Source organism: Salinibacterium sp. ZJ70, assembly GCF_011751865.2.
Lineage (GTDB): Bacteria > Actinomycetota > Actinomycetes > Actinomycetales > Microbacteriaceae > Homoserinibacter.
This window is the reverse complement of the sequence record NZ_CP061770.1, coordinates 2,368,790-2,392,865: the sequence shown is the minus strand read 5'-3', so window position 1 is coordinate 2,392,865 and position 24,076 is coordinate 2,368,790. Positions and strand designations below refer to the sequence as shown.

The window sequence follows — 24,076 nt, the reverse complement described above, 5'->3', positions numbered from 1 at the left end:
GGCTGGCTCAGCCCGCGCCGCCGCCCGAGCTCTCGCGCACGACGAGGCGGTAGGGGGCGGTCGCGAGTCCCTCGGGGCGCTCGCCGCCGTCGATGAGGGCCAGCAGGGCGTCGAAGGCCTGCGAGACGATCGCATCCTTGCTGGGGGCGACGGAGGTGAGGCGGGGGATCGAGAACTCCGCTTCCTGCACATCGTCGATCGCGGCGATCGCGACATCCTCCGGCACACGGACGCCGGCATCCGCGAGGGCGCGCATCGCGCCGAAGGCGAGCATGTCGGTGAAGCACATGATGGCGTCGAACTCGACGCCTTCGCGGAGCGCGCGCTCGACGCCTGCGTAGCCAGCGCGGCGCGAGAACTCGTCGGTGTAGAGCACGAGCTCCGGGTCGAGCTGGAGGCCCGCCTCGGCGATCGCCTGCTCGTAGCCTTCGAGGCGCAGCGCCGAGCTGCGGTAGAGGTCGGAGTGGTACGCGCCGAGGGTGGCGATGCGCGTGCGGCCCGAGGCGATGAGGTGTGCGGTCGCGTCGCGGATCGCAGCGACGTTGTCGATCGCGATGCTGAGGTAGCCGGGGGAGGTGATCTGCTCGCCGATGAGCACGAGCGGCACCTGAGGTGTCGCGGCGGCGAAGTCATCCTGCGACAGGCCCATGGGGGAGAAGATCACGCCGTCGATCACCTGTGTCGTGAACTCGTCGAGGGCACGCCGCTCTCGCGTCGCGTCCCCGCCGGTCTGGGTGGCGATGACGGTGTAATCCCGGCTCTGCGCCTCTGCTTCGATGAGCTCGCTCAGTTCGGCGAAGTACGGCTGCGAGAGCTCCGGCACCACGAACCCCACGATCCCGGTGCGGCCCTGGCGCAGTCGCCGGGCCGCGATGTTGGGGCGGTAGCCGAGCTCCTCGATCGCCGCGAGCACCTTCTCGCGCGTCTGCGGGCGCACATGCACGAAGTCGTTGACGACGTTCGAGACGGTGCGCGGCGAGACGCCGGCGCGCTTGGCGACGTCATGGAGGCTGGCGGCCACGGCAACTCCTGGGGGTGGTTGTGGGAGCCACTGTATCGGTGCCTCCAAGCAAGTTGACAACTCAAGCGAGTCGGCCGCACAATACTCCGGGCACACAATTGCAACGTGGCAAAAATGGAGGACAAGTGACGACAGCGGCAGAGGCCAGCGGGACGCGCACCATCCCCGCACGTCGGACGACGATGCGTGCACGGAACGCCAAGTATGGCTTCGCCTTCATCGCGCCGTTCATCGCGCTCTACCTCGTGTTCGTGCTGTGGCCGGTCGTGCAGGCCGTGTGGATGAGCTTCCACGACTGGGACCTGCTCAACGGCAACGACGGCTTCATCGGCCTCGAGAACTACGTCACGATGCTGTGGGGCGAGAACCTGCAGTGGAACATGACGCACCTGCTCGTGTGGCGGGTGCTGCTCGTGCTCGCCGCCTTCGCGATCCTCATCCCCGCGATCATGCGCCGTCGCATCGGCGGCTGGGGCATCGCGAGCGTGCTCGGACTCGTCGGCATCGCGTTCGCGCTCGGCTTCCACCCCGGCCCCAACGGCTACTGGTTCGATCCCACGTTCTGGGTCTCGCTGCAGAACACGCTGCTGTTCACGGCGGTCTCCACCCCGCTCATCGCCGGCCTCGGACTGCTCATGGCGCTCGCGCTGCAGGGCCAGCGGCGCGGCACGGCGCTGTACCAGATGGCGTTCTTCCTGCCGTACATCCTCCCCGTCTCGGTCGTCACGCTCATCTGGGCGTACTTCCTCTCGCCCAACCAGGGGCTCCTCGCTGAGCTGCTCGGATTCTTCGGCATCGAGCCCATCGCGTGGCTGAGCGACCCGAGCGTCGCGATGCTCGCGATCGTCATCACCACCACCTGGTGGACGGTCGGCTTCAACCTCGTGCTGTTCGCCGCGGGTCTGCAGGACGTCGACCAGAGCCTCTACGAAGCCGCCTCGCTCGACGGCGCCGGACGCTGGCGCAAGTTCACGAGCGTCACGCTCCCCGGCATCCAGCACGTGCTCCTGCTCGTGCTCGTGATGCAGGTGATCGCATCGTTCCAGGTCTTCGGCCAGATCAACATCATGACCGGCGGCGGACCGGGCACCTCGACCATGGTGCTCATCAAGCACGTCTACGACAGCGGATTCCGCGACTTCGACCTCGGGTACGCCTCGGCGGTCTCCCTCTTCCTGTTCGTGCTCATGCTCATCGTGTCGCTCGTGCAGATGCGCTTCCTCGGGAAGGACAACACCAAGTGACGACGACCAGCATCATCACGACCCCGGCCGGACGCCGTGCGCAGCAGCGCCCGGCAGGCGCCCGCCGTCGCGGAGCCGTGCTCGGCACGAGCCTCTATCACGTCGCCATGATCGTCGCGGCGCTCGTGTGGCTCATCCCCATGATGTGGATGGCCGCGCTCGCGCTCACCGACAATCGCGCCCTCGTGCGCGAGACGACGTCGTTCTCACCCGAGAACTTCACTCTCGACAACTTCCTCGGCGTCTTCAACATCGGCCTCACCGCGCAGTGGTTCATCAACAGCGCGATCGTCACGGGCATCACGACCGCCGCCACCGTGCTGCTGTGCGCCATGGCCGGCTACGCCTTCGCGAAGATCGACTTCACGGGCAAGGCGATCGTGTACGCGAGCGTGCTCGCGGGACTCATGATCCCCAAGGAGGCGATGTTCATCCCTCTGTTCTCGATGGTCGCCGAATGGGATCTGCACAACACCTACTCCGCGCTCATCCTGCCCAGGATCGCGGCGCCGCTCGGTGTGTTCCTCATGACGCAGTTCTTCTCGAAGGTGCCCGATGAGGTCGAAGAGGCCGCACGCCTCGACGGCGCGGGCCCCTGGCGCATCTTCTTCTCGGTGATGCTGCCGCTCGCGCGCCCCTCGATGGTCGCGCTCGCGATCTTCACCTTCGTGCAGACGTGGAACGACTACCTGTGGCCGCTCGTCTCCGCGACGCGCGCCGAGATGTTCACCATCACGACGGGTCTCGCATCGCTGCAGGGCAACTTCGCCCAGGCGACCGAGCTCGGCAGCCTCATGGCCCGCGGTCTCGTCGGGTCGCTCCCGCTGCTGATCATCTTCATCCTGTTCCAGCGGCACCTCATCCGCGGTATCGCGATGACCTCCGGAGACAAATAGCCGGAACCCCAAGACCCCGACGGCCGCGATGCCGCCGGTAATGGGCGCCTGCGAAGGCGCAGTCCCACAGGCGCGATGCGCCGCACCAACCACAAGGAGAAATCCATGCGACACACCAAGGCCCTCACGGCCACCGTCGCCCTCGTCGCGGCGGGCGCTCTGCTCACCGGCTGCGCCGCGGGCGGAGGATCCAACGCCGGATCCGACTCGGACGAGGCACTTGCCGACAAGATCGCGGCCGTCACCGCCGACGAGCTGAAGGGCACGACGATCACCATGTCGCGCATGTTCGGCGACTGCGAGGAGACCACCGAGGGCGTCACCGACCTGGCTCTCGCGACCACCGAGTGCGAGGCCATCCAGATCCTCACCAACAAGTTCAACGCCGAGAACGAGCACGGCATCACCATCGAGCGTCTCGGCGGCGCCGACTGGCACTCCTACTACGACGCGTTCAACGCCTCGGTCGCCGGCGGCTCGCCCGCTGACATCGCGAACCTGCACGACTACTCGATGTCGGACTACGCCAAGCGCGGTCAGCTCGTCGCGTTCGACCCGAGCGACTTCGGCATCGACCTCGCCGACGCCACCGAGCAGGCGCAGTCGTCGGTCGTCTGGGATGGCGAGACCTACGCGGTTCCGTTCGACTCGCACGCGCTCCTCGCGCACGTCAACACCGACGTCCTCGCGGCCGCCGGCTACCTGGGTGCAGATGGCCGCCCGGTGATGCCGACGAGCGTCGACGAGCTCCTCGAGATGGGCGCCGCGGTCAAGGCGGCCACCGGCAAGTACCTCTTCTCGCTCGGTGTCGCGAACGACGACATGGCGTGGCGCACCTTCTACTCGCTCGTGCGCCAGCAGGGCTCGGACCTCATCGACGCTGACGGCCAGCCCACGATCGACACGCCCGAGGCGGCTGCCGCTCTCGAGCTCATGAACCAGCTCATCGAGGCCGGCTACATCCACGTGAAGGCCGACTACGCGGGCAGCATCGACGAGTGGATGGGCGGCAACTCCGCCATCCTCCTCAACGGCACCTGGGCCGTGAACGAGTACGCGGCCACCGCGCCGTTCGGCTACACGGTCGTCGACCTCCCGACGATCTTCGACGAGTCGGCCGCGTGGGCGTCCTCGCACATGTGGGTCCTCCCGCGCCAGAAGGGCGACGACCCGGTCAAGTACCGTGCCGCGATCGAGTTCGCCGCGTACCTGTACGACAACACCGACACCTGGTCGCGTGCCACGGGGCACTTCTCGCCCCGCGTCTCGGTGACCGAGTCTGCGGAGTACCTGCAGGCGCCCGAGCGTGAGAACTACACGGCGACGGCGGTCAGCAACATCCGCTTCGTGCCGCAGATCGAGAACTGGACGTCGGTGAAGACCCTCATCCACCAGCAGCTCGACGGCATCTGGTTCGAGGGCAAGGACATCGCCGCTGCCCTGGCCGAGGCGCAGCAGCGCGTCGCGCAGGAACTCAAGTAATTCGCGGCTGAGCCCGCATCACGGGGGCGGCTCGAGCCATCGAGCCGCCCCTCCGCATGACAGGAACCACGCATGACCTCCTCACGCATCGTCACCGACCTCGGCGGCACCTGGGATCTGGAGATCCTCGGCGCCACCCCGAGCAGCCACGACGTCACCGTGCCGGGCCCTTGGACGACGCAGATCGCCGGTTTCGGCGACTCCCATGAGACGGTGCGGTACCGCCGCACGTTCGACGCGCAGCCGAGCGCCGACACGCGTCAGGTGCTCACCTTCGGCGGCGTCAACCACACGGCAGTCGTGAGCGTGAACGGCGTCGAGGTGGGCAGGAACGTCGGAGCGTGGAGCCGCTTCGAGGTCGACGTGACGGATGCCGTGGTCGCGGGGGAGAACACCCTCGAGGTCGTCGTGAGCTACCCGCCGCGTCTGCGCGAGGGCGATGAGCCGAGCTTCCTCGAGGTGCCGCACGGCAAGCAGTCCTGGTACGGCACGACGGCGGGCATCTGGCAGCCGGTCGCGCTCGAGACGCGCCACGCGGCGCACGTGCGCTCGATCAGCGTGCACGCGGATGCCGCATCCGCCTCGATCGAGATCGCCGCCGAGCTCACGGATGCCGCGCGTGCCGCGACGGTGCGCGCCGAGGTGCGCTTCGCGGGCGAGGTCGTCGCGGACGGCGAACTTGTCGACGGTGCTGCGACGCTCACCGTGGACGCCCCCGTCCTCTGGGGCCTCGACGCCCCGAACCTCTACGACGTCACCGTCTCGGTCATCGAGGGTGCCGACGTGCGCGACGCCGTCTCGGTGCAGACCGGCTTCCGCACCTTCGAGGCGCGCGACGGCTCCTTCTTCCTCAACGGCCGCGAGATCGAACTGCGCGCCGTGCTCGACCAGGACTACCACCCGGGCTCCTCGTCGATCCCCGAGAGCACGGAGGCGCTCGAGGAGCTCTTCCGCCGCACCCGCGAGCTCGGCTTCACCATGCTCCGTGTGCACATCAAGCGCCCCGATCCGCGCTACTACGAGATCGCCGACCGCCTCGGCATGCTCGTCTGGACGGAGCTTCCCAGCTGGCTCACCTGGACCCCCGCGGGCGCCGAGGCAGGGCTGCAGCTCCTCGAGGACTTCATCCGCGAAGACGGCCACCACCCCTCGATCGTCACCTGGACGGTCATCAACGAGTCGTGGGGCATGGATCAGAAGAGTGCCAAGCAGCGTGCGTGGCTGCGCGACGCATTCCACCGCATCAAGGCGGCCGCCCGCGGCAGCCTCGTGGTCGACAACTCGGCGTGCCGCCCCAACTTCCACCTCGAGACCGACATCGACGACTACCACATGTACCGCGGCATCCCCGAGTCGCGCCGCGAGTGGGATGCGCTGATCTCCGAGTTCGCGTCGCGTCCCGACTGGACCTTCACTCCCTACGGCGACGGCGTGCGCACCGGCGTCGAGCCGCTGATGCTGAGCGAGTTCGGCAACTGGGCGCTCCCGCACACCCTCGACCAGTTCGAGGATGGCGCCGAGCCGTGGTGGTTCGGATCCGGTGCCGACTGGGCGTTCGGCGCGGGTGAGGGCACCCGGCTGCTCGAGCGCTTCCGCTCACTCGGCCTCGAGGACGTCTTCGGATCGTGGGAGGCGCTCGTCGAGGCGCTCCACGAGTCCCAGCTCGTCGCGAACCGGTACCAGACCACGAGCATCCGACTGCACCCCGAGATCAGCGGCTATGTGCTCACGCAGCTGAGCGACGTGCAGTGGGAGGCGAACGGTCTCTTCGACATGAACCGCACCCCCAAGCGCGGCACCGCCGAGTGGGGACTCAGCAACCAGGACGCCGCGGTGGCGCTGCGCACCGACGCCTACAGCGTCTTCGGCGGCGGCGCGGTCGAGCTCACGGCCACCGTCATCCCCATGCGCGGTGTCGATGAGGCGCGCCCCGCGACCCTGCGCCTCCTCGCCGACGGCGAGCCCGTCGCCGACTTCGCCGTCGACGCGACGGTGCGCAGCGCGCACACGTTCTCGCTCTCTGCCGCACTGCCCGCTCGGGCGATGCGCGTCGAGGCCGAACTGCACCTCGATGGCGCGCTGCTCGCGCGCGACGCGGCCGAGATCCTCGTGATCGACCCCACCGACGACGCCGGCATCGCGGTGCGTGCCGCGGATGCCGCGGTCGCCGCCTGGGCGACCGCGCAGGGCATCGCCCTCACCGACGACGCGGATGCCGTGCTCGTGACGCGTGCGTTCGACGAAGCGGCGCAGCAGACGGCGCGCGACGGCGGGCGCGTGCTCGTGCTCGTCGAGGACGAGCACGCGTTCTCGGACGCACTCGACTACCTGCCCTCGGCGCGACTCGGATCCCGCAGCGGCGACGGCGACTGGGTGCCGCGCACCGAGTGGCTCGACCGCCGCGGCGCATTCAGCACCGTGCCCGGTGGCCCGATCCTCTCGATCGCGTTCGAGGACCTCCTCGGCCCGCTCGTCATCAACGGCATCCCGAACGCAATGCGCTCCGCTCGCGTGCACTCGGCGATCTTCTCCGGCTGGCTGCGCGGAGCCGCGACGACCACGACGACGATCGCGTGGAGCGAGGGGCAGGTCACGTTCACGACGCTCCGCGTCCGCGCCGCTGCCGACGTCCCCGTCGCTCGCTCGCTCGCCCACGCTCTCGTGCGCGCCGCCGCCGAATGACCCCGGGGTGCGAGCGGGCGCGCTCCGCTCGCACCCACCGCTCGCGCCTCGGCCATGAGGGGAACATGAGCGACCTTGACGGGATGCCCTCAGGACTCTGTGTGTATGGTGTGCACCGACAGGAAGGACCCACCACGTGTCTAGCAAGAAGCTCGTGATCGTCGAGTCGCCCGCAAAGGCGCGCACGATCGCGCAGTACCTCGGGGATGGCTACGAGGTGCAGGCGTCGGTGGGCCACATCCGCGACCTCATCGATACCAAGAACCTGCCGCCCGAGCTCAAGAAGGGCAGCGTCGGCAAGTTCTCCGTGGACATCGACAACGGCTTCGAGCCGTACTACGTCGTCTCGGACAGCAAGAAGAAGACCGTCGCCGAACTCAAGCGCGCCCTCAAGGACGTCGACGAGCTCTACCTCGCCACCGATGAAGACCGCGAAGGCGAGGCCATCGCGTGGCACCTGCTCGAGGTGCTGAAGCCCAAGGTTCCGGTCAAGCGCATGGTGTTCCACGAGATCACCAAGGACGCCATCCAGCGCGCCGAGCAGAACACCCGTGAGCTCGACACGGCGCTCGTCGACGCGCAGGAGACCCGCCGCATCCTCGACCGTCTGTTCGGATTCGAGATCTCGCCCGTGCTGTGGCGCAAGGTGGGCCCCGGACTCTCGGCCGGCCGCGTGCAGTCCGCTGCGACCCGCCTCATCGTCGACCGCGAGCGCGAGCGTCTCGCGTTCGTCTCCGCGTCCTACTGGGACCTCGTGGGCGAGTTCGCGCCCCAGGGCTCGCAGGATGCCTTCACGGCCAAGCTCGCTCGCCTCGGCGGCAAGCGCATCGCCCAGGGCGGTGACTTCGACGACCGCGGCGTGCTCTCCAAGCCCGACGTCGTGACCCTCGACGAGAAGGCGGCCGACCTGCTCGTCGACGCCCTCCGCGCTCCGACCGCGTCGTTCGCCGTCTCGTCGCTGCAGACGAAGCCGCTCACGCGTCGTCCCGCCGCGCCGTTCACCACCTCGACCCTCCAGCAGGAGGCGTCGCGCAAGCTCCGCTTCTCGGCCCGCACCACGATGAGCCTCGCGCAGTCGCTCTACGAGAACGGCTACATCACCTACATGCGAACCGACTCTGTCTCGCTCTCGCAGCAGGCGATCGAGGCGGCGCGCACGCAGGCGGTCAAGCTCTACGGCGCCGACTCGATCCCCGAGAAGCCCCGCGCCTACTCGTCGAAGTCGAAGAACGCGCAGGAGGCGCACGAGGCCATCCGCCCCTCCGGCGAGGTGTTCCGCACGCCGAGCGAGCTGCAGTCGAGCCTCCGCGGCGACGAGTTCAAGCTCTACGACCTCATCTGGAAGCGCACCGTCGCCTCGCAGATGGCTGACGCGAAGGGCTCCACGGCGACCGTCACGATCGCCGCCGACGGCGGCCCGGACGCGCAGGCCGAGTTCACCGCATCCGGAACCGTCATCACCTTCCGCGGCTTCCTCGCCGCCTACGAGGAGGGCCGCGACGAGGTCCGCAATGCCGATGCGCAGGCCGAGTCGAAGCTCCCGCCGCTCGAGGAGGGCCAGGCGCTCAGCCTCGCCGAGCTCGAGGCCAAGGGTCACGAGACCACCCCGCCCGCCCGCTACACCGAGGCGAGCCTCGTGAAGGCGCTCGAAGAGCTCGGCGTCGGACGCCCCTCGACCTACGCGTCGATCATCTCCACGATCATCGACCGCGGCTACGTCACGCCGCGCGGCCAGGCCCTCGTGCCCAACTGGATCGCGTTCAGCGTCGTGCGTCTGCTCGAAGAGCACTTCTCCGATCTCGTGCAGTACCGCTTCACGGCCGAGATGGAGGACGACCTCGACAAGATCGCCAACGGCGAAGCGGACCGCGTGGACTGGCTCACGAAGTTCTACTTCGGTGGCGGCGATCACCCGGGTCTCCGCGAGGTCGTCGAGAACCTCGGCGACATCGACGCGCGCGCCGTCAACTCGATCGTCATCGATGAGGGCATCACGCTGCGCGTCGGCAAGTACGGCCCCTACATCGAGGTCGAGGACGGCACCGATACGCCGCGTCGCGTCAACGTGCCCGACGACATCGCGCCCGACGAGCTCACCCCCGCCAAGGCGCGCGAGCTCATCGACGCGCCCGTCGTGGGCGACCGTGTGCTCGGCATCAACCCCGACAACGGCAAGACGGTCGTCGCGAAGGACGGCCGCTACGGCCCCTACGTGACCGAGGTCGACCCCGAGCCCGAGGTGCCTGAGACGGTCGAGGATGTCGCTGTCGACGCCGCCACCGGTGAGGTCGTCGAGGCCCCGAAGCCGAAGAAGAAGGCCGCCAAGAAGGCGCCCGTCGAGAAGCCCCGCACCGCGTCGCTGTTCAAGACGATGGACCCCGCGACGGTCGATCTCGAAACCGCACTCAAGCTGCTCGACCTGCCGCGCACCGTCGGACTCGACCCCGAATCGGGCGAGCCCATCACGGCCCAGAACGGCCGCTACGGGCCGTACCTGAAGAAGGGCACCGACTCGCGCTCGATCGAGAGCGAGGACCTCATCTTCACGATCGAGCTCCCTGCCGCCCTCGAGATCTTCGCGCAGCCGAAGTACGGGGCGAAGCGCCCCACGAGCGCCCTCAAGGAGTTCGAGGCCGACCCCGAATCGGGCAAGCCGATCCGCATCCGCGACGGCCGCTTCGGCCCGTACGTGACCGACGGGGTCACCAACGTGACGATCCCGCGCGGTGTCACGATCGAGGAGATCGACTTCGATCGTGCGGTGCAGATGCTCGCCGACAAGCGCGCCAAGGGGCCCGCCAAGCCCAAGGCCAAGACGGCGGCCAAGAAGCCCGCCGCCAAGAAGCCGGCCGCGAAGAAGCCTGCGGCCAAGAAGAAGGCCTGACGTGCCGGACGCTGAGCGCGGTCTGTTCCTCACCTTCGAAGGCGGGGACGGATCGGGCAAGACCACGCAGTCGACCCTGCTGACCGACTGGCTCACCGCATCCGGACGCACCGTCGTGCACTCGCGCGAGCCCGGCGGCACGGAGCTCGGGCTCGAACTGCGGGAGATCATCCTGCACCGCCGCGGCTACATCGCGCCGCGTGCCGAAGCCCTGCTGTACGCCGCCGACCGCGCGCACAACATCGCGACCGTCGTGCGGCCGGCGATCGAACGCGGCGACATCGTCATCCAGGATCGCTACCTCGACTCCTCCGTCGCCTACCAGGGCGCGGGGCGCGTGCTCGACGGCACCGAGGTGCGCGACCTGTCGCTGTGGGCGACCGAAGGACTGCTGCCGGATCTGACGATCCTGCTCGATGTCGACGTCGCCGTCGGCCGCGCGCGGCTCGACGAGGCGCGCGGCCGCTACGACCGTCTCGAGGCCGAGGCCGCCGACTTCCACACGCGCGTGCGCGAGTCGTATCTCGCCCTCGCGGATGCCGAGCCTCGGCGCTTCCTCGTGCTCGACGCGACGCTGCCGATCGACGAGCTCGCTGCCGCCATCCGCAGCCGAGTGTCGGACCTGCTCGCGTAGCCTTCAGACATGACCGGCATCTGGGACGATCTCACGGGCCAGGCGGATGCGATCCGCGTGGTGCGTGCCGCCGCTGCGGGCGACGGGCTCGCGCACTCGTGGCTCATCACGGGCCCTCCCGGTTCCGGGCGCTCGACGCTCGCCTACGCGTTCGCGACCGAGCTGCTCGCGCGCGGAGAGTCGGACCTCGAGGCGACCGCCGCGCAGGTGGCCGCCCGCACCCACCCCGACCTCAGCGTGCTCAGCACGGAGGCCGTCATCATCAAGATCGAGGACGTGCGCAAGCTCGTCGCCTCGAGCCAGTTCTCGCCGGCGGTGGGTCGCTACCGCGTCATGGTCATCGAGGACGCCGACCGCATGACCGAGCGCACCTCCAACGTGCTGCTGAAGGCGCTCGAAGAGCCGCCGGAGCGCACCATCTGGATCCTGTGCGCCCCGAGCGAGGCCGACCTCCTGCCCACGATCCGCTCGCGGGTGCGCTCGCTGCGGTTGCGGGTGCCGAGCGTCGAGGACGTCGCGGAGCTCATCGCCCGCCGCGACGGCGTGAGCCTGCCCGAGGCGACGCGCGCCGCCCGCGAGGCGCAGGCGCACATCGGCATGGCGCACCGCCTCGCGACCGACGAGAGCGCTCGCGAGCGCCGTCGTCGCACGCTCGAGATCGCCCTCGGCATCCGGGGCGTTTCGGGCGCCGTCATCGGCGCCGCCGAACTGCTCGAGGTGGCGGGCTCGGATGCGAAGGCCATCACCGAGCAGCGCGATTCCGAGGAGCGCGACCAGGCTCTGCGCTCGCTCGGCGTCGAGCCCGGTGGGACCGTGCCTCCCGCGCTGCGTGCCCAGCTGAAGGCCCTCGACGAGGACCAGAAGCGTCGCGCGACCCGCAGCCTCCGTGACGGCATCGACCGCATCCTCGTCGACCTGCTGTCGCTCTACCGCGACGTGCTGCTGCTGCAGCTGGGTGTCGAGGTGGAGCCCGTGAATCTGGCGATCTACAGCGATCTCACGATCGCCGCGCAGCGCTCCGCGCCCGCGCAGACGATCGCGACGCTCGATGCGATCGCCGAGGCGCGTGCCCGCATCGAGGCGAACGTCGCGCCCGCGCTCGCGCTTGAGGCGATGCTCGTGAGCGCGATCCGCCGCGACCCGGCCGGGGTGCGATGAGGCGTCGCGCGTGGGCGTCCGCTCTCGCCGCGCTCACGGTCGCGAGCCTGCTCACGGGGTGCGTGTCCTGGTTCCAGGGCAACCGCGCACCGACGACCTCCACGCCCACTCTCGAGCAGGTCGATGCGGCGCTCGAGCCGTTCTATCACCAGGTCGTCTCGTGGACCGGGTGCGGGGGAGGGCTGCAGTGCGCGTCCGTCACCGCGCCCATGGACTGGGACGACCCGGCCGGTGCCACGATCTCTCTCGCTCTCGCGCGACAGTATGCGACCGGCGGCGAACCGCGAGGCTCGCTCCTCGTGAACCCCGGTGGGCCGGGGGCCTCGGGCGTCGAGTTCGTGCGGGAGTCGCTCGACTACTCCGCGAGTGAGGCGCTGCGGCGCGAGTACTCGGTCGTGGGCTTCGATCCCCGCGGCGTGGGTGCGTCGACCGCGGTGTCGTGCGCCTCGGATTCGCGTGAGCTCGATGCGTTCTTCTACGGCGACCTGCGTGAGATCACCGCGGCGCCCGAGGGCTCCGACGAGTGGATCGCCGCCTCCCGGGCGGAGGCGCAGGCTTTCGGCTCGGCGTGCCTCGAGCACACGGGCGACCTTCTCGCGCACGTCGACACCGTGAGTGCGGCCCGCGACCTCGATCTGCTGCGTGCCGTGCTCGGCGACGAGAAGCTCACCTACCTCGGTTTCTCGTACGGCACCTACCTGGGCGCGACATACGCGGAGCTGTTCCCGGATCGCGCGGGACGCCTCGTGCTCGACGGCGCGATCGATCCGTCGACGAGCGAAGCCGATGTGACCCTCACACAGGCGCGCGGCTTCGAGGCCGCGCTCGACGCATACCTCACCGACTGCCTGGGCCGCGAGGGGTGCCCCTTCTCGGGGTCGGTGGAGGCAGCACGTGCGACGATCGCGGATCTGCTCGCGCAGCTCGACGAGAACCCGCCTGCCGCGGAGGACGGCCGTCTGCTGTGGGCGGGCACGATGACGACGGCGATCATCCTGCCGCTCTACAACGAGAGCAACTGGACCTTCCTCGACGACCTGTTCTCCGAGACGCTCGACGGCGGCACTGAGACCGCGTTCTTCCTCGCGGACTACTACAACGATCGCGGGGCAGGCGGGCGCTACACGTCCAACAGTTCGGAGGCGTTCGTGGCGATCAACTGCCTCGACTACGCGAGCGACGGCGACCCCGAGCGGATGCGCGCGCAGGCCGCGGTGCTCGCGGCGGAGGCGCCGATCTTCGGACCATGGATGTCGTACGGCGGCACGACGTGCGCCGAGTGGCCATTCGTCTCCGACAAGGAGCGTCGCGAGATCCACGCCCCCGGTGCTCCCGACATCCTCGTCGTCGGCACCACGGGCGACCCGGCGACGCCGTACGAGTGGGCCGTCGCGCTCGCCGACCAGCTCGACCGCGGCCACCTCGTGACCTTCCAGGGTGAGGGCCACACCGCCTACGCGGCGAGCGAATGCGTCACGGATGTGGTCGACGCGTTCCTCATCTCGGGCACGGTGCCAGCCGACGACCCCATGTGCTGACGCGGCCGCGGAGGTCGCTCCGCGTGGACACGACGTCCTGACGGATCGAGTATGCTTGTCAGTCGTGCGAGGGATCATCCCGGACACATGCCGCCTTAGCTCAGATGGCAGAGCGATTCACTCGTAATGAATAGGTCGTGGGTTCGATTCCCACAGGTGGCTCTGCGAACCCCCGCCCCCGTCAGGTGCGGGGGTTCTCTTCATCTCCGGGCTGGCCCAGATCGCCGTTGACGCATCACCTTTGCACGGGTGACCCCAGGAATGGGGGCGCGAATTCCCAGGTCAGCGGCCTATTCTCGCTCCCGTGACGTCTTCCGTGGGGGAAGGCGTCATCCGACTCTCGTGGGGGGAGCTGGCGCATCTCACGTCCGGGGGCTCGCGTGCTCAAACGCACACTGCTGGTGGGGAGCGTCTTCGGCGCCGTGCTCACCCTCGCGCTCCCGTTCGTCGGGGGCGCCGGCCCTTCCCTCGAAGAGACGGCTCATGCGGGCAGCGCATCCGAGCGGCCGGTCGCCGCCACCGCGAGCGTCGCGAGCATGAACCCCGTCGCGAAGCTCGCCGCCACCGTGAGGCTGGACGACACCGCCGTGACGGTCGCCTCGATCGACCTCACCGTCGACCGCGAGCACATCGCCCAGAAGCCCGTTCCGCCGCCCCCTCCGCCCGTCGTCGAGACCCCCGCCGCGAAGCGCGCGGGGACCGCCGCACGTCAGGCGGCACGCGCCGCGGCGGGCCAGCGCTGCCCCGCACCCGTCGGCGGCTCCACCGCCGGCGCCCCCGGTCAGACATCGGCCGCCGGCGTCGGCGGCACCACGAGCGCCGACCTGCAGTCGTTCGCCGAGACGTTCAACGCGATCCGCGTCGCCAACTGCCTCGAGCCGATCCCGATGTCCAACATCCGCTACGACTCGTGCCTCGAAGCGCGACTGTTCTGGATCGCGGAGGACCCCTCCGAGGACACCAGCTCGGCCTGGGGCCACAACGGCACGCAGCGCTCCGACGGCGTGCCCGCGACCGGATGCGACGGCAACCTCGCGGGAGGCTCCGGCAACACGGGCGCGACCGTCGCCCAGAAGTGGTGGAACTCGGCCTCCCACCAGAAGTCCCTCTATCGGCTCACCCACACCGGCAGCGCCTCCGGTGTGGTGATCTGCTTCGCGATGGTGCACGGCGGCGTTCCCGCCGACCCGTACAGCTTCACGCGCGCCGCAGCGCGCTGGGGCGGCTGCTGACCTGCCGCCCACCGGCCACTCGCCCCTGCCGCGCGGCACCCCCGCCCCCTACGCTGAGGGCATGACTGCACTGCGCTGGGGCATCCTCGGAACCGGCGGCATCGCCCGCCTCTTCACCGCCGACCTGAACACCGCCGGCCTCACGGTCGCGGCCGTCGGATCCCGCACCCAAGCGTCCGCCGACGCATTCGCGGCAGAGTTCGGCATCCCCGCAGCGCACGGCAGCTACGAAGCGCTCGCCGCCGATCCGGATGTCGACGTCATCTACATCTCCACCCCGCACCCGTTCCACGCGGAGGGCGCCGCGCTCGCACTCGAGCACGGCAAGCATGTGCTCGTCGAGAAGCCGTTCACCCTGAACGCCGAGGAGGCCGAGCGCGTCGTCGCGATCGCGGCACGCAAGGGCCTCGTCGTGCTCGAGGCGATGTGGACCCGCTGGCTGCCGCACATGGTGCGCGTGCGCGAACTGATCGCCTCAGGACTGCTCGGAGACGTGCGCACCCTCATCGCCGATCACACGCAGAAGCTGCCCACGGATCCCGCCCACCGCATCCAGTCGCCCGAGCTCGGCGGCGGCGCCCTGCTCGACCTCGGCATCTACCCCGTCTCGTTCGCGTGGGGCCTCTTCGGCCAGCCGATCGCCGTGCACGCCATCTCGTCGCCCACGCCGACGGGCGTCGACCGCCAGACCGCGATCATCCTCGGCTTCGAGGGCGGGCGGCAGGCGGTGCTGCACACGCAGCTCGACGCGCGCGGCCCCAACACGGCGGTCATCCTGGGTACGGAGGCTCGGATCGAGATCGACGCCGTCTGGTACACGCCCACGTCATTCCGGGTGATCGACAACGCGAACAACGTGCTCGAGAGCTACACGTCCGAGGTCGCGGGACGCGGCATGCAGTATCAGGCGATCGCGCTCGAGCAGATGGTCGCCGCAGGGCAGACCTCGACCGACGTGCTGCCGCCCGCCGAGTCCATCGGCATCATGGCGACGCTCGACGAAGTCCGCCGCCAGATCGGTCTGCGCTACCCGTCGGAATGACGCGATCACAGAGGCCGGACGCAGAGCCCGCCATTACACTGTTCCGGTGACCGACGAGCAACCGCTGTCGCGCCGCGACGCCCGCGAGGCGCGCAAGGCGGCCGGATTCCCCGCCGCAGCCGACACCTCCGCAGACTCCCTCGGCGCGGTGCCCGCGCCGACATCCGGCGAGCCCCAGACGCCCCTCACTCCCACCGACGCGCCCACGACGGCCTTCCCGACCGCGGGAGACGCCGTGACGGGCGAGCCGCAGCCCTGGGATCAGCCGACGGTGCTCGCACCGACCGTCGCGTGGCCTGCGGGAATGGCCGTGAGCCCCAGTGCGGCTCCGTCGACGCCCCCCGCACCTGCAGACCCCACCCTGGTGCTGCCCGCGGATGCCGGCGCCACCCAGCTGCTCGGCGCCACCCAGCTTCTCGGCGCCGATCCCACGGCGGCCGCCGCCGACTCCGGGGAGGGCCAGAAGACCGATGCCTCCACGGGCGGCATCGGCGCGTTCTTCCGCAAGCACCCGACGGCATGGATCGCCACCGCGTCGGCTGTCGCCTTCGCCCTGCTCGGCACGGGTGCCGTGTTCGCGGGTATCGCTGTCGCCTCGGCGGATGCCGGGCCCGTCGCCACTCCCACGCCCACGGTCACCGAGGAGCCCGCGCGCGCTGTCTCCGACCTCCCCGCCACGGCGAGCCGCCTGCGCACCTGCTCGATCGCCGGGCCCGCCGCCGACGGCCGCCTCGCCACCCTCTACGGCTCGATCATGCGCGCCGACACCGGCGAGGTCCTGTTCGACCGCAACGCATCGGCGGCGGCACCCCCCGCCTCCGTGCTCAAGCTCTTCACCGCTGCCGCGGCCGTGGGCGCTCTCGGCCCCGATTTCCGCATCCGCACGAGCGTCGTCGACGGATCCACCCCCGGCGCGGTCGTGCTCGTGGGGCGCGGCGACGCGACGCTGTCGGCGCTTCCCGTCGGCCAGGAGAGCGCGTACGCGGGTGCACCCAAGCTCCAGACCCTCGCCGAGCAGACCATCGCGAGCTACGCCGCCCGGTTCGGCGAGGACGACGAGATCGTCCCGATCTCGAGCGTCGTCCTCGACGCGAGCTACTGGAACCCGGGGGACTCGTGGGAGCCGTCCTGGCGTGAGGATCAGCGCTCACGCGGCTACCAGTCGGCGGCGACCGCGCTGCAGGTCGACGGCGACCGCGCCGACCCCCGCCGGGACGTGTCCCCGCGCGGCTCCGACCCCATCGCGACGGCGGGCGAGAAGTTCATCCAGGCGCTGCGTGCAGCCGACCCCACGGGTGACTTCGTCGCCGACGAGGTCACGACCTCCACCGGCAGCGCCGTGAGCCAGAACGAGCTCGCCTTCGTCGAGTCGCAGCCGGTGCGCACCCTCGTGTCGCAGATGCTGCTGCCGAGCGACAACACGCTCGGCGAGATGCTCGCGCGCATCGTGTCGCGCGAAGCCGGGCAGGGTGGCAGCGCCGCCTCGCTGCAGAGTGCCATCGTCGGCCAGCTCGGCCGCTGGGGCGTGCCGCAGGCGGGCATCGTCATCAAGGACGGATCGGGCCTCTCCCCGCAGAACGCGGTGCCCGCGTCGGCGGTGTCGACGCTCCTGCGTGCCGTGCACTCCGGTGTCGACGGCCTCGACGTCGTGCGCGATGGGCTGTCGATCGCCGGCCAGTCCGGCACGCTCCGCGAGCGCTTCACGGGCGCCGACGCCGTCGGACGCGGCAACGTCGCAGCGAAGTCCGGCATGATCCGCGGCTCCTACACGCTCGCGGGCCAGCTCACCTCGGAAGACGGGACGCCCCTCGTCTTCACCTTCTATGCGGCAGGCGAAGGCGTCGGCGACGACGCCCGCAAGGCCATCGACTCGCTCACCACTGCGGCGCTGCGCTGCGGGGACAACCTCTCCAACCACTGACGGAGGAAACCATGACGCGTGCACTTCTCGTGATCGACGTGCAGAACGACTTCACCGAAGGCGGTGCGCTCGGCGTCGACGGCGGCAGCGCGGTCGCGCAGGGCATCACCGAATACCTCGAGGCCAACCGCGACCGCTATCAGTACGTCATCGCCTCGCGCGATTGGCACAACGGCGACGACGACAACGGCGGGCACTTCGCCGTCGATGCGGCTCCCGACTTCGTCGACACCTGGCCCGCGCACTGCGTCGCGGGCACGCGGGGGGCCGAGTATCACCCCGCGCTCGACACCTCGCTCATCGACCTGCACGTGCAGAAGGGCCAGGGCAAGCCCGCCTATTCGATCTTCGAGGGCACGCTCGACGACGGCGCCGCATTCGCGGAGGAGCTGGGACGCCTGGGGGTCACGAGCGTCGACGTCGTCGGCATCGCCACCGACTACTGTGTGCGGGCATCGGCGCTCGATGCGCTCGCCGCGGGGCTCGACGTCAGCGTGCTCTCCGACCTCACGGCCCCCGTGGATCCTGTGACGGGCGCCCGCGCGCTCGCCGAGGTCGGCGAGGCCGGCGCGCACGTGGCGGTGTCGGCGTGAGCCGGCACGCCGCGGAGACCACCACCACCGACGCGAACCCCGAGACCACGTCCACCCGCCGCGCGCCCCTCACGCGCGTCCTGCGGATCCTCCTCCCCGCCGTCCTCATCCTGGTGTGGCTTGCCGCAGCGGGAGTCGGCGGCCCCTACTTCGGCAAGATCGGCGAGGTCTCGTCGAACACCCAGTCCGACTATCTGCCCGACAGCGCTGACGCGACGCGCGTCACCGAGCTGCAGAAGGAGTTCGCGGGCTCGAACGAGATCCCCGCGATCGTCGTGTTCGCGCGTGACGGCGGCCTGACCGACGCCGACAACGCCTACATCGAGGACGCGCTCGCCGAGATCGCCGACTTCCCCGGGGTCGGCGAGCTGAGCCCGGCGATCCCATCGGAGGACGGCGCGGCCGTCGAGGTGTTCGTGCCGATCGACGCCGACGGCGAGATCAAGGAGCCCGTGGAGGAGATCCGCGCGCTCTTCGCCGACGCACCGGACGGGCTCGAAGCCGCCGTCACCGGCCCCGCCGGCTTCTCGACCGACCTGGCCGCCGCATTCACGGGCATCGACGGCCTTCTGCTGCTCGTCGCCCTCTCCGCGGTGTTCCTGATCCTGCTGATCGTCTACCGCTCGCCGCTGCTGCCGGTGCTCGTGTTGAGCACCGCGGTGTTCGCGCTCGCGGCCGCGATCCTGCTCGTGTGGTGGCTCGCGAAGGCCGAGATCGTGCAGATCAACGGGCAGGTGCAGGGCATCCTGTTCATCCTCGTGATCGGCGCGGCGACCGACTACTCGCTGCTGTATGTCGCGCGCTTCCGTGAGGCTCTGCGCACCTACGAGGACCGCTGGGATGCCACCAAGGCCGCCGTGAAGGGGTCGATCGAGCCGATCGTCGCCTCCGGCGGAACCGTCATCGCGGGCCTCCTGTGCCTGCTCTTCAGCGACCTCAACTCGAACCGCTCGCTCGGGCCCGTGGGCTCGATCGGCATCGTGTTCGCGATGCTCGCCGCCCTCACTCTGCTGCCGGCGTTCCTCTTCTGGGCAGGTCGTGTCGCGTTCTGGCCGTTCCGGCCGAAGGTCGGCACGGCCGAGAAGGACTCCAAGCTCTGGATGCGCGTCGCGAAGCTCGTCTCGACTCGCCCGCGCACCGTGTGGATCACCTCGACGCTCGTGCTGCTCATCGCCGCGGTCGGCGTCACGCAGCTGAAGGCCGACGGCGTCGCGCAGTCCGACCTCATCCTCACCGAGTCGCAGGCGCGTGACGGCCAGGAGCTGCTCGGGGAGCACTTCCCGGGCGGATCCGGCAGCCCCGCCGTGATCGTCGGGCCCGAGTCCGATCTCGACGCCCTCGCGGACGCCGCGCTCGCGCTCGACGGCATCGATTCCGTCGTGGTGCTCTCGGACGACAGCCCGACCGGCACGATCCCCGCCGGATCCGACGCCGAGCCGCTGCCGATCCCCGGAGCGGAGGCGTTCGAGCCCACCGTCGTCGACGGCGAGGTGCTGCTGCAGGCGACCCTCAGCTCGGCAGCCGACTCGGCGGACGCCGAGAAGACGGTGCGCGAGCTGCGCGAGGCCGTCAAGGATGTCGACGCGGATGCGATCGTCGGCGGGGTGACCGCGACGGCGATCGACACGAATGACACGTCGATCCACGACCGCAACCTGATCATCCCGATCATCCTCGTGGTGATCTTCCTGATCCTCATGCTGCTGCTGCGCTCCATCGTGGCGCCGCTGCTGCTCATCGGAACGGTGGTCGTGTCGTTCGCCGCGGCGCTCGGGGTCTCGGCGCTCGTGTTCAACCACCTCTTCGGCTTCCCCGGCGCGGATCCTGCGGTGCCGCTGTACGCGTTCGTGTTCCTGGTCGCGCTCGGAGTGGATTACAACATCTTCCTGATGACGCGTGTGCGCGAGGAGACTCTCGTTCACGGCGCCCACCACGGCATCACGCGCGGCCTCATCGTGACGGGATCCGTGATCACCTCGGCGGGTGTCGTGCTGGCCGCGACATTCGCCGCTCTCGGCGTCATCCCGATCCTGTTCCTGGCGCAGATCGCCTTCATCGTGGCGTTCGGCGTGCTCGTGGACACGATCATCGTGCGGTCGCTTCTGGTGCCCGCCGCGGGGCACGACCTGGGCCGGACGCTGTGGTGGCCATCGAAGCTCTTCAAGGGCGCCCACGGCGACTGATTCGCGTGCCCTGACGCGCCTCCGAGCGGGAATCCGCGAGATTCCCGCTCGGAATGTGCGGATTTCGTTGTGCGTTTCGCCCTTGCGTGCGAGATGATGGGGGCATGATCTCTGCGAACGAGCTCCTGGCCAAGGTCCCCACGAAGCTGTACATCGGCGGAAGCTGGGTCGACGGGACGTCGGGTCGACAGATCACGGTGAGCGATCCCGCCACCGGCGAGAGCCTCGCGACCATCGCCGACGCATCGCCCGCCGACGGCATCGCCGCGCTCGACGCCGCCGTCGACGCCGCAGCCTCCTGGGCCGCGACGCCCGCGCGCGTGCGCGGCGAGCTGCTGCGGAAGGCGTGGGAGCTGCTCATGGAGCGCGCCGACGAGTTCGCCCTGCTCATGACGCTCGAGATGGGCAAGCCGCTCGCCGAGGCGCGCGGCGAGGTCACCTACGGCGGTGAGTTCCTGCGCTGGTTCGCTGAGGAGGCTCCGCGCATCCAGGGGCGCTACGGCCCGAACCCCGAGGGCACCGGGCGGATGATCATCACGCAGCGCCCCGTAGGCCCGTGCTTCTTCATCACGCCGTGGAACTTCCCGCTCGCGATGGCGACGCGCAAGATCGCGCCCGCGCTCGCCGCCGGCTGCACGGTCGTCATCAAGCCCGCAACCCTCACGCCGCTCACAACCCTCGCCTTCGCCGCGCTCCTCGAAGAGGTGGGCGTGCCCGCGGGCGTCGTCAACGTCATCACCACGTCGACCTCGAACGCCGTGTGCGAGCCGATCATCCGCGACGCGCGCCTGCGCAAGCTCTCGTTCACCGGCTCCACCGAGGTGGGGCGCACGCTGCTCGAGCAGGCGGCGCAGAACGTGCTGCGCACCTCGATGGAGCTCGGCGGCAACGCGCCCTTCATCGTCTTCGAGGATGCCGACCTGGACACGGCAGTCGACGCCGCGATGCTCGCCAAGTTCCGCAACATCGGCGAGGCCTGCACCGCCGCCAACCGCTTCCTCGTGCACGCGGACGTGGCCGACGAGTTCACGCGCCGCGTCACCGAGCGCGTCGCCGCGATGAAGATCGGACACGGCACCGAAGAGGGCGTGCAGATCGGACCCCTCATCGACGAAAAGGCTGTCTCCAAGGCGCACGACCTCGTCTCCGACGCCGTGGCGCGTGGGGCTCAGCTGACCACGGGCGGCGAGGCCCTCGACGGCCCCGGCACCTTCTACCGCCCCACGGTGCTCGCGGGCGTCACACCCGGATCCGACATCCTTCGCGAGGAGATCTTCGGCCCGGTGCTCGCGATCTCGACCTTCACGGATGAGGCGGATGCCGTGCGCCGTGCGAACGACACCCAGTACGGCCTCATCTCGTACGTCTTCACGAAGGACCTCGCGCGCGGACAGCGCATGATCGACCAGCTCGAGACGGGCATGATGGGCCTCAACGTGGGCGTCGCCTCGAATGCGGCCGCGCCGTTCGGCGGCGTCAAGCAGTCCGGACTCGGTCGCGAGGGCGGCGTCGAAGGCATCCACGAGTACCTCGACACGAAGTACACGCTCACACCGATGTCCTGAGGCTCATGAGGTGAGCCAGCAGCGACGTCGGCGCTCCTGGCTCATCTCATTTCGGGGCGGCGGGGCGCCAGTCACCGAGGGTCAGACGAGCAGCTGGTGCTTCGCGAGGTCGCGGTAGAGGGGCACCTCGGCGACGAGCTCCGAATGGGTGCCGACGCCGGCGACGCGGCCGTCCTCGAGCACCACGATCGCATCCGAGTCGACCACCGTCGACAGGCGGTGCGCGATGACGAGCAGCGTGCGATCCTCGGCGACCGCATCGATCGCCTCACGCAGCAGCTGCTCGTTGACGCCGTCGAGCGAGGCGGTGGCCTCATCCAGCAGCAGGATGGGCGACTCGGTGAGCAGCGCCCGCGCGATCGCGAGGCGCTGGCGCTCGCCTCCCGAGAGCATGACACCCTCCTCGCCGACCGCTGCCGAGAGTCCCGCGGGGTCGCGGTCGAGCACATCGCCGAGGTTCACGGCGCGCAGCACCGCGATGCACTGCTCGTCGGTCGCATCGGGGGTGCCGAGGGTGAGGTTGTCGCGGATGCTGCCGGCGAGCACCGGCGCGTCCTGCTCCACGTAGCCGATGCGGGCGCGCAGCTCGGTGCGGTCGAGCGCGCGCACGTCGATGCCGTCGATGCGCACGGCGCCGCCCGTGACGTCGTAGAAGCGCTCGATGAGGGCGAGGATCGTCGACTTGCCGGCGCCCGAAGGGCCGACGAGCGCGACGCGCTTTCCGCGCGGCACGGCGAAGCTCACGCCGCGCAGCACCTCACGGTCGGCTGCGGGGGCGGCGGCGACATCCGTGTCGGCATCGTCGGCTGTGTCGCTGTCATCGCCCGCGGGATGTGCGCCCGCAGGGTAGGAGAATCGCACATCCTCGAAGAGGATCGCGGCATCCGTCTCGACGGGTGCGGCCGCGAGGTGCGCGGCATCCGTCTCGTCCTCCGAGGGGATGCGCATGATCTCCTGGATGCGTCCGAGCGCGCCGAGCGCCTGGTTGACCGACATGACGGCGCCGAACGCCGAGCCGAGCGGCATGATCATGAGGAACAGGAACAGGATGAACGCCACGAGGTCGGCGATCGTGATGGCGCCCGACGCCACGCGGTAGCCGCCGAGGCCCAGCACCGCGAGGAACGACACGTTCATCGCGATCGAGGCGACGGGAACGACGAACGCCGAGACCTTGGCCACCCGGATGCCCGCATGCCACGCCTGCTCGGCATCCTGCTCGATCGCGACGCTCTCGCGTTCGGTCGCACCCGCAGCGCGCACCGTGCGGATCGCCGAGATGGCGCGCTGCACGCCCGCGGCGACATCGCCCACCTTCTCCTGCTGCACGCGGCTCGCGATCCGGATGCGGCCTGAGAGAGCGCCGACGACGGTGATCGCGATGGCGATCACAAGCACGGTCGTGCCGAGCAGCACGGGGTCGATGATCGCCATGCCGATGAGCGCGCCCACGAACACCACGGCGCCGCCGAGCGCGTCGACGAGGCCCTGCGTGAGCACGGCGTAGAGCAGTGTCGTGTCGGAGCCGACGCGCGAGACGAGATCGCCCGTGCGGCGTGTGTCGAACTCGCTGATCGGCAGGCGCAGGACGCGGCGGATGAGTGCGCGGCGCGACGAGAAGACGACGCTCGTGCCGGCGCGCTGGAGCAGGTAGTGCTGCACCGCGCTCACGACACCGCCGAGGATCACGATGGCGACGAGGGCCCAGGCGAGGGCGCCGAGTGCGCCGCCCGCCTGCACGACGGTGATGACCTGGCTCACGAGCGCGGGCTGCGCGAGTGACAGCCCGGCGCCCACGAGGCTCAGCGCGACCGCGATGCCGAGCACGGCCTTGTGTTCCGCGAGGTACGGAACCAGCTCGCGGAAGGAGGCCCGAGGTCCGTCATCGGCGGTGCGGCGGAAGGGATTGCGGCGCGCGGGTGCAGCGGGGGAGCTCACAGCATCCACGTTACCGGGGCGATCCTGAAGCGTCGGGGAGAGCGTGTCATCCGGCGACGCCAT

The 24,076-nt window shown here is 69.9% G+C and carries 16 protein-coding genes and 1 tRNA gene; 15 read left to right on the top strand and 2 right to left on the bottom strand.

What is annotated here, in order from left to right; all coding sequences use genetic code 11:
• Nucleotides 1-7: 7 nt before the first annotated feature.
• On the bottom strand, nt 8-1,021 hold the full coding sequence (locus tag HCR12_RS11305; protein ID WP_166866471.1) for a LacI family DNA-binding transcriptional regulator: 1,014 nt from the start codon (nt 1,019-1,021) through the stop codon (nt 8-10).
• 125 nt (nt 1,022-1,146) lie between these two features.
• Here HCR12_RS11305 and HCR12_RS11300 point away from each other — a divergent pair, with 125 nt between their 5' ends.
• From HCR12_RS11300 to HCR12_RS11230, 15 genes are all read left to right on the top strand, one after another.
• Entirely contained in the window at nt 1,147-2,265 is a 1,119-nt protein-coding gene (locus tag HCR12_RS11300; protein WP_224763438.1) for a carbohydrate ABC transporter permease, read from the top strand.
• The gene (locus HCR12_RS11295; RefSeq protein WP_208320405.1) at nt 2,262-3,161 is read left to right on the top strand and encodes a carbohydrate ABC transporter permease; all 900 of its coding nucleotides are present in this window, start codon (nt 2,262-2,264) and stop codon (nt 3,159-3,161) included. Before HCR12_RS11300 ends, HCR12_RS11295 begins: the two co-directional genes overlap by 4 nt.
• 105 nt (nt 3,162-3,266) lie before the next feature.
• Complete coding sequence (locus tag HCR12_RS11290) at nt 3,267-4,643, top strand: extracellular solute-binding protein (RefSeq protein ID WP_166866469.1); 1,377 nt, start codon at nt 3,267-3,269, stop codon at nt 4,641-4,643.
• A 72-nt stretch (nt 4,644-4,715) separates the two neighbouring features.
• On the top strand, nt 4,716-7,325 hold the full coding sequence (locus tag HCR12_RS11285; protein ID WP_166866467.1) for a glycoside hydrolase family 2 protein: 2,610 nt from the start codon (nt 4,716-4,718) through the stop codon (nt 7,323-7,325).
• Between the two features lie 136 nt (nt 7,326-7,461).
• A complete protein-coding gene (topA, locus tag HCR12_RS11280) occupies nt 7,462-10,209 on the top strand; it encodes a type I DNA topoisomerase (protein ID WP_166866464.1) in 2,748 nt (915 codons plus the stop codon).
• 1 nt (nt 10,210) lies between these two features.
• The gene (gene tmk / locus HCR12_RS11275; RefSeq protein ID WP_166866462.1) at nt 10,211-10,843 is read left to right on the top strand and encodes a dTMP kinase; all 633 of its coding nucleotides are present in this window, start codon (nt 10,211-10,213) and stop codon (nt 10,841-10,843) included.
• Between the two features lie 9 nt (nt 10,844-10,852).
• Entirely contained in the window at nt 10,853-12,001 is a 1,149-nt protein-coding gene (locus HCR12_RS11270) for a DNA polymerase III subunit delta' (RefSeq protein ID WP_166866460.1), read from the top strand.
• The gene (locus HCR12_RS11265; RefSeq protein WP_166866458.1) at nt 11,998-13,539 is read left to right on the top strand and encodes an alpha/beta hydrolase; all 1,542 of its coding nucleotides are present in this window, start codon (nt 11,998-12,000) and stop codon (nt 13,537-13,539) included. Before HCR12_RS11270 ends, HCR12_RS11265 begins: the two co-directional genes overlap by 4 nt.
• A gap of 89 nt (nt 13,540-13,628) precedes the next feature.
• A tRNA-Thr gene (locus tag HCR12_RS11260) sits at nt 13,629-13,701 on the top strand.
• A 218-nt stretch (nt 13,702-13,919) separates the two neighbouring features.
• Complete coding sequence (locus HCR12_RS11255) at nt 13,920-14,771, top strand: hypothetical protein (RefSeq protein ID WP_224763436.1); 852 nt, start codon at nt 13,920-13,922, stop codon at nt 14,769-14,771.
• A 61-nt stretch (nt 14,772-14,832) separates the two neighbouring features.
• On the top strand, nt 14,833-15,813 hold the full coding sequence (locus tag HCR12_RS11250) for a Gfo/Idh/MocA family protein (RefSeq protein WP_166866455.1): 981 nt from the start codon (nt 14,833-14,835) through the stop codon (nt 15,811-15,813).
• Nucleotides 15,814-15,859: 46 nt separating this feature from the next.
• Nucleotides 15,860-17,734 (top strand): D-alanyl-D-alanine carboxypeptidase/D-alanyl-D-alanine-endopeptidase, encoded by a 1,875-nt coding sequence (locus HCR12_RS11245; protein WP_166866453.1) that lies wholly within the window; start codon nt 15,860-15,862, stop codon nt 17,732-17,734.
• Nucleotides 17,735-17,745: 11 nt separating this feature from the next.
• Complete coding sequence (locus HCR12_RS11240) at nt 17,746-18,327, top strand: isochorismatase family protein (RefSeq protein WP_166866451.1); 582 nt, start codon at nt 17,746-17,748, stop codon at nt 18,325-18,327.
• Nucleotides 18,324-20,510, top strand: coding sequence for an MMPL family transporter (locus HCR12_RS11235; protein WP_370589310.1), 2,187 nt, complete (start codon nt 18,324-18,326; stop codon nt 20,508-20,510). The genes HCR12_RS11240 and HCR12_RS11235 overlap by 4 nt, the downstream gene beginning before the upstream one ends.
• A 104-nt stretch (nt 20,511-20,614) precedes the next feature.
• Nucleotides 20,615-22,075, top strand: a complete 1,461-nt coding sequence (locus HCR12_RS11230) for an NAD-dependent succinate-semialdehyde dehydrogenase (RefSeq protein ID WP_166866448.1) — start codon at nt 20,615-20,617, stop codon at nt 22,073-22,075.
• An 81-nt stretch (nt 22,076-22,156) separates the two neighbouring features.
• On the opposite strand, the gene HCR12_RS11225 is transcribed toward HCR12_RS11230, so the two are convergent.
• Nucleotides 22,157-24,013, bottom strand: coding sequence for an ABC transporter ATP-binding protein (locus HCR12_RS11225; RefSeq protein ID WP_224763434.1), 1,857 nt, complete (start codon nt 24,011-24,013; stop codon nt 22,157-22,159).
• Nucleotides 24,014-24,076 lie beyond the last annotated feature (63 nt).

Bases quoted from the DNA above. Each gene is read 5' to 3' on its own strand.
- HCR12_RS11270 (WP_166866460.1), top strand. From the start codon at position 10,853: ATGACCGGCATCTGGGACGATCTCACGGGCCAGGCGGATGCGATCCGC.
- HCR12_RS11265 (WP_166866458.1), top strand. From the start codon at position 11,998: ATGAGGCGTCGCGCGTGGGCGTCCGCTCTCGCCGCGCTCACGGTCGCG.
- HCR12_RS11290 (WP_166866469.1), top strand. From the start codon at position 3,267: ATGCGACACACCAAGGCCCTCACGGCCACCGTCGCCCTCGTCGCGGCG.
- HCR12_RS11250 (WP_166866455.1), top strand. From the start codon at position 14,833: ATGACTGCACTGCGCTGGGGCATCCTCGGAACCGGCGGCATCGCCCGC.
- HCR12_RS11240 (WP_166866451.1), top strand. From the start codon at position 17,746: ATGACGCGTGCACTTCTCGTGATCGACGTGCAGAACGACTTCACCGAA.
- HCR12_RS11230 (WP_166866448.1), top strand. From the start codon at position 20,615: ATGATCTCTGCGAACGAGCTCCTGGCCAAGGTCCCCACGAAGCTGTAC.
- HCR12_RS11285 (WP_166866467.1), top strand. From the start codon at position 4,716: ATGACCTCCTCACGCATCGTCACCGACCTCGGCGGCACCTGGGATCTG.